Below are 11,501 nucleotides of genomic sequence, written 5' to 3'. Positions count from 1 at the left end.
CTTTTTTGTCAGAAAAAAACCGCCTTGCTGAACAAGGCGGTGTTGTTATTGGAATCGAATCAACCCCATGGTCGCTCAGGGGCGGGTGTCATCATCATCGTCGTCTGTCAATTCATCGGCTTTGTCTTTCGCCGCCTCAAGGGCTTCAGCTGATTCCTGTTTCAGGCTTTCAGCCATCTCTTTGGCCTGATCTTTGGCTTGCCCAGCCATTTCACTGGCTGTCTCTTTGCCATCGGCATACATGTCTTTGGCTTCATCAGCCATCTCTTTGGCGCCTTCCTGGATGTCATTTGCCATCTCATTGACTTTGTCTTTGCTGCTTTCATAACCATCTGTCATGATTTCGCCTGTTTCATCAGCCAGGTCTTTGGCTCCATCAGCCAGCTCTTCAGCTGCTTCTTTGGCCGCATCAGCGCCTTTTTCAGCTGCCTTTTTGACTTCAGACTTGGCTTGGTTCATTTGAGATTCTGCTTTGTTTGGTGTGTCCTCACTACAGGCTGTCAGAAGCATGATCAAACATGCCGTGATAAATATTAAAATGGTTTTCATTGTTTTCCTCCGGTTGGTGTCTGTCTAAGATGGGCACGTAACCATAAAAATCAAGTCACATCAGCCCAACAAGATAAACCAGGCAGGCTGCCGAAGAGTTCACAATGCTTGACATTTGCATCGGCTGAATGCACCTATAATGGTTGTGTCTGATAAGTGTTGTGTGATGAATCAGACATTTCAGGATTGTGTTTCCTGTTACATTTATTTTTCATAGGCCTTAGGGCCAAATTCCCCATTTAACCCGGCCTGGTGCCGGGTTTTTTTTTAACTTGCCATTAACACTTCATGTCGCAGGCTCGTGTTAGAATGCCAGCTCTTTAACTGACTCATCAAAATACCCATGAAAATTGTTTTGCTTTTATGTTCAATGTGGGTTTTCGGAACCAGCTGGTCTGAAAGTCTGACGTGTGACAAATCATTCGTAGCCATTCATGACATTCAGGGAACCGGTCAGGCATCAAAATTGGTAGGTGAACGGATTCACGTGTCGGGTATTGTGACTGCGGATTTTCGAGGTAAACAGTCTCTGGGCGGTTTTTTTATCCAATCTGTTAACAGTGATGATGACATATATACATCAGAAGGGTTATTTATTCGTGACAATGATACCTACCGGAAGATCAAAGTAGGTGATTTGGTGGCCATTGATGGTTATGTATCAGAAGAGTATGAACTGACCCAACTGGATCGGGTGCAAAAAATCAAAGTCTGTCAAAGTGGCTTGCCACTGCCGTCCTCGACTTCATTGTACATGCCTAAAAATGATGCTTATCTGGAAGCCCACGAAAACATGTACGTAACGTTATTCAATCCAGTGGTGATCACCGATGTTTATCAATACATCAAATATGGCGAGTTGACGGTTTCCTCTGAAATGCTCATGGCACCGACTGCAGTGGTCCGTGGGGAACAGGCAGTGAAAGAAGTGGCGAGAAAAAACCAATTGGATCAACTCATCATTGATGACGGACGGCTGGCAGCATTTGCCACACCATTGGCCAAAGGGTTTTTGGGCCAGCGACCTGTTTCTGCTGCTAATCGATGGTGGTTGGGTGATCAGGTTCAGCCCAGAGGTGTGCTTTTTTATGCCTTTGGAAAATATAAATTACAGCCCACCGAGCCTTTGATGAAGCTCAACATGACTGATCAGGCATGGCAGCAGCCAAAAGACGTGGGGGGAACTGTGCAGGTGGCGACATTCAATGTACAGAATTTCTTCACCACCATTGATGACGGTCAGGTCAGGTGTGGACCGACGAAGCAGTTTTCCTGCAGGGGTGCCGACTCGCCTGAAGAGTACAACCGTCAGGTGGCCAAGCTGGTCAGCGCGATCAATACCACCAATGCCAGTGTCATGGGTATCCAGGAATTGGAAAACAATCAAACCTCAGGTGGGCAATTGGTCCAGCACCTGAATGAGGCAGCCGGTCATGAAAAATGGGCTTATATTGATACCGGTGCTCTGGGTGAAGATGTGATCAAAGTGGGTCTGATCTATCAGCCAGGTCAATTGCAAACCGTTGGTGATTATGCGTTGTTAAATGCAGCCGCCAATCCTGCATTCAAAGAACACCGTAACCGCATTGTTGTGGCGCAATCTTTCAAATCCCGAAAAGGCAATGTGTTCACTGTGGCCACTGCACATTTCAAGTCCAAGAGTTGTTCAGATGCAGAAGGTGCCAATAAAGCGCAGGCTGATGGTCAGGGCTGCTACAACCCAGTGAGAACTGAGGTGGCAGAACAGGTCGCAAACTGGCTGAACAGTGACCCAACGGGTCATGGCAGTGAGGTTCTGATTCTGGTTGGTGATCTGAACAGTTATCAACAGGAAGATCCCATCGGTATGCTCAGTAAAAAAGGCATGATTAATTTGGCCAATCCCTTCCTGGCACCAACCAATTGGACCGCAAGTTATCGTGGTCAGGTTGGCTCTCTGGATTACATCATGACCAATGATGCAGGTTTGAATGTGGTGACAGAACTGACTCAGTGGCACATCAATTCAGCGGAGATGCCGTGGTTTGGTTACCATACCGAAGCATTGGATAAATCCTTCAACAAACCAGATACTTTTTTTCAACCGGATCCGTTTTCTTCGTCAGATCATGACGTGGTGATTGCCGGTTTTGAGCTGTGATGGCAGTGTTTAAATCTTTACGTTGAACGCACAGGGGATTTCGTTACCTCTTGCCCATGATTTGTGATGTGACAAATTCATATAATTTGTTTACTCTCTAAATCATCTGGTGAAATTTATGCGTATCAAGCAATCGACCATTGTGCTGATGGTCATGTTGTTGTGTGTGTTTCAGGCACACGCCAAAGAACAGGACTGGGTCAAACGGTCCAATGAAATAGCTTATAAAATATTAAAGTCGCAGGCTAAATTTGCCCCTGAGTTTTCAGCTCAGTCGGGTGTGGAAGGTTACGACGAAGACATTTTTGACTTGCAGGATAACCTGGTAAAACGGCAGTTGGAGAATGCAACAGCCAATCTGAAAATGCTCAACGAACACCTTGCCAATGAACAGGATCAGCGGGTCAGACAAGACATCGAAATCATGATCCAATCAGTCAAAGACAACATTGAAGCCACCAAAATCAATGATGCCAGGGTGTTGCCCTATGGCAATGTCATTGGCCTGATCTTTTATGGGTTCAATGGCCAGCTGGATAAACAAGTGCCATTTGAACGACAAAAAGCCGCTCTGATCAGACTTAAAAAATACACTGGTGAGGCGGAAGGTTATGAACCCTTGTTTGAATTGGCGAAAAAACGCCTGACTGAACGCATGGATGAGCCGGACCTGATCAAGCCTTTTCGGGGTGAAGTGGAGCAGGACATAGAGCGGTCCGCCATTTTTATTCAGGGACTGTCTCAGGTTTTTGCAGCCACCGATCTGACTGGTTATGAATCTTCATTGCAACTACTGCAATCTCAAATGGGTGAATACAATGAATGGGTTAAGGCCAACATTCTGCCCAACACCAGGGAAAGCGCCATGTTGCCCCGTGAGTTGTACGAATTGCAACTCAAAAATTATGGTGTCGATGCCAGTCCTGAGGAATTGATGAAAATTGGTCAGGTGGCGTTCATGAATATTCGCTTTGAAATGATGGCTCTGGCACCTTTGGTGGCCGAAAAAATGGGTTATGAAACCACAGATTACCGTGAAGTGATGGAGCTGCTTAAAAACGAACAGATTCATGGTGATGCCTTGATGGAAGAGTATGCCGCGGTGATGCGTGAGCTCGATCAGATCATTAACAAACATCAGTTGGTGTCCTTACCGAATGAGCCTGCCCGTGCCAGGATGGCCACTGCTGCTGAAACAGCACAACAGCCAGCGGCTCACCTGGACGTACCCAGACTGGTGGGCAACACCGGTGAGTACCCGGAGTTCATCGTTCCCAAAATTGAACAGAACGAAGATGGTAGCTGGCCTAAAAATGATTATGCATTCAAAGCCATGATGTGGACCTTATCGGCACATGAAGCCAGACCCGGACATGAGTTACAGTTCACCACCATGCTCAGAGGTGGGGTGTCAACGGCCAGAGCCATGTTTGCTTTTAACTCAGCTAATGTCGAAGGCTGGGCACTTTATGCTGAAGCGATCAGTAAGGAATACATGCCTCTTGAAGGTCAGTTGTATGCTTTACAGGCCAGGTTGTTACGCGCAGCGCGGATCTGGCTCGATCCCATGCTCAACCTCGGGTTGATCACCCCGGCTGAAGCCAAACGGGTATTGATGGAAGATGTTGGAGAGGATGATAAGAATGCTCAGACTGAAATTGACCGGTATACGTTCAGGTCACCAGCTCAGGCCACTGCTTATTATTATGGCTACGAGAAGTTGTTGCAGTTACGCGCTGAAACTGAGTTGAAACTAAAGGATCAGTTTGACCAGCAATCGTTCCATGATTTCATTCTGGCTCAAGGATTGTTGCCACCAGAGTTGTTGGCGAAAGCTGTTAAGCAAGAGTACATCCCGCAACGGATGAAGTAAATGATGAATCAAAAAAACCGGGTTTGACCCGGTTTTTTTGTGCCGTGTAATTGGAACCCCTTATCTGGCGGTAAAGGTTTGTAGCTTGTAACGACTCAGTGAGCTGGCAAATTCCTGTAACAGGCGGTTGCCACTTTGTTCTGCCTTGGCGCACCAGGCTTTGAAATCAGCGATCATTTCATCCACTGATTTGCTGTTATTTTCCCAAATGGATTGCAACTCCTCTTTGTATTGCAGAAGGCTGTTCAGGGATTGGCTGTCAGCAAAATAGCTCTGCCATTTCTGCCTGATGTCAGTTTTCAAAAACTGAGGATCGAGTGACAGATTATGGGTGTATTTGTGAATCTTTTTCTTGAAAGATTTCGATGCAGTCTGGTATTCGGCCGTGAGGTTTGGTTTGATCACATCCCGGATATACACCTGTAAAACATTGAATTTATGAGTCAAAATGGCTTTGACTGTGTCGCCATTGAAATCTTCATTTTGCTCATCAACATACAGGTCTGGGACGACTTTGCGGATTTCGCACAACCCCATCTTATTCATCAGTTTGATGATGTACCAGCCGATGTCGTGTTCACCTTTTTTATGGGCAAATTTACATGAAGAAGGGAAGGCATGATGATTGTTGTGTAATTCTTCACCAAAGATAAAGAAGGCAAAGCGGGTGATGTTACGAGACGAATCATCGGTCCGGTAGTTGCGGTATCCCACATAGTGACCAATGCCATTGATGACACCGGCAGCAAATACCGGAATCCAAAGCATTTGAATGGCATAAATCAATAAGCCAATCACACCAAACAGGGCCACATTAATGAAAGCCAGCAGTACAATGCCTAAATAGTGAAAACGTGTATAGACGTTTTTTTCCAGCCAGTCATCCGGTGTTCCCTGGCCATATTTTTCCATGGTTTCCTGATTTTTGCGTTCTGCGGTGTATAAAGTGACGCCATGCAGCAGGACTTTTTTGATGCCATGAATTTGTGGGCTGTGCGGATCATCTTCGGTTTCACAATATGCATGATGTTTACGGTGAATGGCCACCCATTCTTTGGTCAGCATGCCTGTGGTAAACCAGGTCCAGAAGCGGTAAAAATGTTGAATAGCCGGGTGCATTTTGATGCCCCGATGGGTTTGTTCGCGGTGTAAAAAAAGACTGACACCAGATAATGTGATCTGTACCACTATAAAGGTATAGAGAACCAGTTGCCAAGCCGACAGGTCAAGCAGACCGGTTTGTAAAAATTCAATTGTTGGAATCATAAATAGATGTTTGTAATAAAAGCATTGCTCACTATAATGAATAACCACCACAATAGCCAGCTAAAACCGCGTACTTTGGCGTATGGTATGGCTATAGAATCAAGCTAACTCTATGAAAATAAATCAACTTTGCCTGAGCCGTTCCGGTCAGGAAATTCTCCAGAACATCACTGTTGAGTTGCCTGATACCGGCGTGGTTGTGTTGTTAGGCGCCAACGGTGCCGGCAAGTCCAGCTTGTTACAGGTGATGGCAGGTCTGTTGAGTCCTGACTGTGGCCAGTTGAACTTTTCACCTGATCACAGTTGTTATCTGTTGCCTGAGCCAGCGGTTTTTTACCCATACCTGAGCGTGAAAGAACAATTACAATTTGTCGCCCAACAGATGCGGGTTGCGGCAGTTGATATCGAACCGGTCATGGAGCGCTGGGGGCTGACTGCCATGGCCAATCGTTTAACCCGACACTTGTCATTGGGTTTCAGGCAACGCCTGTCATTGGCTCAATTGGATGTTTCCGCTGCATCGATGTTACTGATGGATGAACCATTGAATGGCATGGACCCTCAGGTGATGCAAGCATTTATGCAACAAGTCCAAGCATGGAAATCCCAAAAATCCATCATCATGGCAACCCACATTATGCAAGATATGGAATCTTTGGCAGATTGGGTGGTGGTAATGCACCAGGGCGAACTGGTTACATTGCGACGGCATACCGATGGTGATTCATTCCACAATATTTATAATCAGGCCATCAATGACTGGCAGGCTTCAGGTGATGTCATGGATGATGGACGATGAACGTGTTCAGTAAAGATTGCAGACACCTTTGGCGTGCTCCTTCTATGTGGTTGATGCTTGGTGTGCTGAGTTTTGTACTGGCTTGGATGTGTTGGCAAATGCTGGATCATTACCTCGCCATCCAGCCTTCACTCAGCCAATTGCCATATCCTCCGTCTGTGACTGATACCTTGTGGTCTCCGCTGTTACACATGTTGGCCAGGGTGATGATTCTGGTGGTGGCCTTGTCGACGGCCACCATCATGACCAGTGAACGCTCTCAGAAAACCCTGTTTTATTTATTATTAAGCCATCGCTCCACCGGGTCAGTGGTCAGACAAAAACTGGCCGCATCAGCAACCCTTCTGTGGTTTGTCTGGTTACAGGTGTTCCTGTTTTGGGCATTGCTCGAAACCGGAGGGACTTTGTCTGGCTGGCAGGTTTTGTCAGGTGTATTGGGTCTGAGTCTGGCGGTGTTGTGGATGGCGGCATTGGGCCTGCTGATTGGCGTTTATTGTCATGCCACTGCAACGGCTGCTTTGCTGAGTATTGTGGTGATGGCGGTCTTGTGGTTGTTGGGTGCTGATGGTTCCGGTCAGGCATATGGAATGAATTGGTTGAAACTGTGTTCTCCGGCACACCACCTTGACTGGCTGTTCAGTGGCGAATTGAGTATCAGCTCAGTGGTCTATTTTGCTGGAGGCGTGGTCCTGTTTAGCATGTTGACTGAGCAAAAATTGAAACAATTGAGGGACGGGTCATGAAACAGGGGTTGATGATCATTGGCTGGCTGCTACTGGTGATGCTATCAGCGCGGTTGATAGACAATTTCAGAATGGTTGATACCTATACAGACTTGTTGCCTCAATCGGCCAAAAACATATTGCATCAGCAGCAAGGACTGACCATTGAAGTGTATGCCCAACCTGAATCGCCCGCTGCACAACTGGTGAATAATTTTTTACAGCCCATTGTGGCATCGGTGGAAAATGCTGAAGTTAAATACATGGATATTGATTCACAACCCCAACTGAAAAAAAAACTGGGTATCGAAAAGCTGGGTGAAATGCTGATTTATCAGGGCACAGAGAAGTTTCATCTGACGACTTTGTCGTATGAAGCTTTTTTTAACGGCTTGAAAAGACTGAGTCACCAAGATGGAGCCTGGCTGGTGTTTCTGGAAGGACATCAGGGTAAATCATTTGATGCCGGGGTTTCACTGGGGTATGGGCAATGGCTCAAAGCATTACAAGCCGCCAATTATCAGGTCATGGTATTACCGTGGAGTGCACAACTCAAATTGCCCGAAAAAACCCGCTTACTGGTTCTGCCAGCACCAGCCAGACCCTTTAACTTGCAACAGCGACTTTGGCTGGAACAACAAGTGCAGCAGGGTATCAGTCTGTTGTGGCTGACTGATCCCATGGTAACCAGTGTTCAACCTGAATTGTCTTTGTTATTTGATGTGGTTCAGACTGATGCATTTCATCAAGGTCACCTGATCATCAAGTCATTTCCAGATCACCCGGTGAACCAGGCATTTGACCGACCTCTTGATTTGGTTGAAGTGATGCCCTATGAAACAGCCAATGATGTTTTGTGGGTCAATGATCAACAACAAGCCCTGGCATCAACCAGTCAGCTGGGTGCAAGTCGTCTCATGGTGGTCGGCGACAGTGATTTTTTGGCCGACGAACACCTGTTCAGTGGAGGCAATCTTGAAATGTCATTTCGATTGATTGACTGGTTGCTTAAACGGGATGAACGGATTGATTTGCCGGCCATTGGTCGGTGGCAGTCTGAATTGTATTTTGCAGCCAATGAAGTATTGTGGTTGGCTGGGTTGATGTTGATTGTGGTACCGCTGCTGTTGCTGTTGGGCGGATTGTTGGTTTGGTTTAAGTTCAAAAGAGAGCGATGATGGATATAGGCGAGTTAAGAAATGAATACACCCAATCGGGATTGCAAAGGGCAGAGTTAAAAGATGACCCTCTGGCGCAATTCAGTATGTGGTTTGAACAAGCCCGGAATGCACAGTTGCATGAGGTGAATGCCATGACTCTGGCCACTTGCGGTGCCGATGACATGCCGCAGGCCAGAACGGTTTTATTGAAATTGTTTGATGACAGGGGCTACGTTTTTTTCACTAATTACCAAAGTGCCAAAGCCAAAGAATTGGCGGCTAATCCCAGGGCAGCTTTGTTGTTTCCCTGGCTGGGGCTTGAGCGGCAGGTCAGAATCAGTGGACAGGTTGAAAAAATATCAGCCAAAGAATCCTTTGCCTATTTCACCTCGCGACCCAGGGGGTCTCAACTTGGGGCCTGGATTTCAGAGCAAAGTCAGGTTATCTCCAGCCGTACAGTCCTCAAAACCCTGATGAATCAAATCAAGGAAAAGTTCAAAGCTGGTGAAGTCCCTTTGCCGGATGCCTGGGGCGGTTACCGGGTGATTCCTGAACGCTATGAATTCTGGCAGGGCAGGGCCAATCGTTTGCATGATCGTTTCCAATACACCAAAGACGGAACAACTTGGCGCATTCAAAGGCTGGCTCCATAGAAATATTATTTATCCAGACATAAAAAAAGGCCGGTAATTCCGGCCTTTTTTTGTTTCAGCGTTTCATCACTGAGTGAGCGACTCAAGCAGCGCATTGGTCGATTCGATGGTTCCTGGAGGGGCACAGTCAAATGTGTCCTTGAAAAGATACAAATACACCAGATCACTGTCAAAGGCCACATTGTCACCTGGGTTGACATCGGTTTCATCAACCGGCATGGTCACAGACCCTTCCACATCAATGAAATCGGTCAATGCAGCATCGACATCCGCATCAAACAGATAAAGCAGACTGGAGCCAACCGGCAAATCAACCGTTTCATTCAGATCGCCGCTGCCGCTGAGTGAGTCACAAGAGGCTCCACCGTTTTGCTGACAAACCCATTGTGGCAATGTCATCTTGTCACCCAGAACAGTGGCTACATTGGCCCCCGTGATGTCTTTGTTACCGGTATTACTGATCAGTAAACGGTACGTCATCGAGTCAGTGGGTTGCACTCCTCTGACGCAGTTGGTGATGAATGCCCGCAGATCCGGACTTTCATCATCATCAACATTCACTGCGTCAACATCAGCAGGATTGATGCCAGCATAGTTCAGATCCAGTGAGGACAGTGCTGAAGTGATCACTTGATAACTTTGATCAAGGTCATAATCAGGGTCGTCCACACCAGTCACTGTGATGGTCACCGGCTGATCCCAGTCTGCGGCAGTGAAGGTCACTGAAGAAGGACTCACGGTACCTTCTGTTAAATCACTACTAGAAAAGTCAACCGTCACATCATCTGTGGGCGACAATGGCAGAACCACCGTGAAACTGTCGCTGCCACCCATTTCAGTGGTGACCAGTTCAGCTGGTGCATTGATGACCAACCCGTATGTGGCCGACGCATTGATGATCAGGGTGATGCTGTCACTGTTGGATTGATTGCCGGCATCATCACTGGCCACGGCGGTGAGCAGGTTGCTGCCGTCTTGTAAGGCCGGACTGATGGTACAAGACCAGTCACCATTGACATCAACTACCACTGAACAGGTTTCGCCCAATGGACCAGTCACGGTTACCGTTGAACCTGGTTCACCAGTTCCTGTCACCGTTGGGGTGTTGTCATTGATGGTGATGCCGTCAGCAGGTGCAGTGATCACCGGATCAGCGGGTGCTAAGGTGTCAATGCCACCTGTTGCAGTGGTGTCTGGTGAAGTGTTACCAGCCGGATCGGTTTGATCAGCACTGATGTCCTCGCCATTAACCGGTGGTTGATCCAGATTACAAGACCAACTGCCATCTGGTTGAACCAATGCGGAACATGTGGCACCTGATGGGGTGGTGACGTTGACTGTAGCGCCAGGCTCACCGGTACCGGTCACCGGAGCACCGTTGGTGGGTGCAATGATCACGGGCGCCAGTGGAGCAATGGTGTCAACGTTCAGGGTCAGCTCGGTGGCTGGTGAACTGTTGCCAGCTTCGTCAGTGGCGACGACACTGAGCAGGTTGGCGCCATCGGCCAATGCAGGAGCGATGGTACAAGACCAATCACCATTGACGTCTGCAACCACTGAACAGGTTTCGCCCAATGGACCAGTCACTGTGACCTGTGAACCGGGTTCTGCAGTACCAACCACCAATGGGGTGTTGTTGTTGGTCAGTGCACCATCAGCAGGGCTGGTGACCACTGGAGCGGCCGGTGGTGTGGTGTCAATGCCATCTGTTGCAGTGGTGTCTGGTGAAGTGTTACCTGCCGGATCAGTTTGATCAGCACTGATGTCCTCGCCATCCACCGGTGGTTGATCCAGATTACAAGACCAACTGCCATCTGGTTGAACCAATGCGGAACATGTGGCACCTGATGGGGTGGTGACGTTGACTGTAGCGCCAGGCTCACCGGTACCGGTCACCGGAGCACCGTTGGTGGGTGCAATGATCACGGGCGCCAGTGGGGCAATGGTGTCAACGTTCAGGGTCAGCTCGGTGGCTGGTGAACTGTTGCCAGCTTCGTCAGTGGCGACGACACTGAGCAGGTTGGCGCCATCGGCCAATGCAGGAGCGATGGTACAAGACCAATCACCATTGACGTCTGCAACCACTGAACAGGTCTCGCCCAATGGACCAGTCACTGTGACCTGCGAACCGGGTTCTGCAGTACCAACCACCAATGGGGTGTTGTTGTTGGTCAGTGCACCATCAACAGGGCTGGTGACCACTGGAGCGGCCGGTGGTGTGGTGTCAATACCACCCAGTTCAGTGGTTTGTGGTGAGGTGTTGCCAGCCGGATCATCCTGCTCGGCAAAGATGTCATCACCGTCAGTGATGGGACCAGACAGGGTACAAGACCAGCTGC

Annotated in this window: 9 protein-coding genes; 6 read left to right on the top strand and 3 right to left on the bottom strand. The window is 48.1% G+C overall.

The annotated features are described in order from the left end of the window. Positions 1–75: 75 nt before the first annotated feature. A complete protein-coding gene (locus B0475_RS13335; protein ID WP_198538288.1) occupies positions 76–459 on the bottom strand; it encodes a hypothetical protein in 384 nt (127 codons plus the stop codon). 433 nt (positions 460–892) lie between these two features. Here B0475_RS13335 and B0475_RS13330 point away from each other — a divergent pair, with 433 nt between their 5' ends. Together B0475_RS13330 and B0475_RS13325 are read left to right on the top strand one after the other, a co-directional pair. After that, a complete protein-coding gene (locus B0475_RS13330) occupies positions 893–2,689 on the top strand; it encodes an ExeM/NucH family extracellular endonuclease (RefSeq protein WP_077412373.1) in 1,797 nt (598 codons plus the stop codon). A 118-nt stretch (positions 2,690–2,807) separates the two neighbouring features. Continuing rightward, positions 2,808–4,562: a DUF885 domain-containing protein gene (locus B0475_RS13325; protein ID WP_077412372.1), complete on the top strand. Its 1,755-nt coding sequence runs from the start codon at positions 2,808–2,810 to the stop codon at positions 4,560–4,562. Positions 4,563–4,622: 60 nt separating this feature from the next. Here the strand turns inward: B0475_RS13325 and B0475_RS13320 are convergent, their stop codons facing one another. Further along, the gene (locus tag B0475_RS13320) at positions 4,623–5,828 is read right to left on the bottom strand and encodes a DesA family fatty acid desaturase (protein WP_077412371.1); all 1,206 of its coding nucleotides are present in this window, start codon (positions 5,826–5,828) and stop codon (positions 4,623–4,625) included. Positions 5,829–5,940: 112 nt separating this feature from the next. On the opposite strand from B0475_RS13320, the gene B0475_RS13315 reads away from it, so the two are divergent. From B0475_RS13315 to pdxH, 4 genes are read left to right on the top strand one after another with little or no spacing between them, the layout of a single operon-like run. Beyond that, complete coding sequence (locus tag B0475_RS13315; RefSeq protein WP_077412370.1) at positions 5,941–6,627, top strand: ATP-binding cassette domain-containing protein; 687 nt, start codon at positions 5,941–5,943, stop codon at positions 6,625–6,627. Continuing rightward, positions 6,624–7,370, top strand: a complete 747-nt coding sequence (locus B0475_RS13310; protein WP_157892954.1) for an ABC transporter permease — start codon at positions 6,624–6,626, stop codon at positions 7,368–7,370. The genes B0475_RS13315 and B0475_RS13310 overlap by 4 nt, the downstream gene beginning before the upstream one ends. Further along, the gene (locus B0475_RS13305) at positions 7,367–8,527 is read left to right on the top strand and encodes a motility-associated ABC transporter substrate-binding family protein (RefSeq protein ID WP_077412368.1); all 1,161 of its coding nucleotides are present in this window, start codon (positions 7,367–7,369) and stop codon (positions 8,525–8,527) included. Before B0475_RS13310 ends, B0475_RS13305 begins: the two co-directional genes overlap by 4 nt. After that, complete coding sequence (gene pdxH, locus B0475_RS13300; RefSeq protein WP_232781890.1) at positions 8,524–9,162, top strand: pyridoxamine 5'-phosphate oxidase; 639 nt, start codon at positions 8,524–8,526, stop codon at positions 9,160–9,162. The genes B0475_RS13305 and pdxH overlap by 4 nt, the downstream gene beginning before the upstream one ends. A gap of 66 nt (positions 9,163–9,228) precedes the next feature. On the opposite strand, the gene B0475_RS13295 is transcribed toward pdxH, so the two are convergent. Next, positions 9,229–11,501: Ig-like domain-containing protein (locus B0475_RS13295; protein ID WP_198538287.1), on the bottom strand; the 2,273-nt coding region annotated here is incomplete at its 5' end.

Source organism: Marinicella sediminis, assembly GCF_002000055.1.
Taxonomy (GTDB): Bacteria; Pseudomonadota; Gammaproteobacteria; order Xanthomonadales; family Marinicellaceae; genus Marinicella; species Marinicella sediminis.
This window is presented reverse-complemented; position numbering and strand designations above follow the sequence as displayed.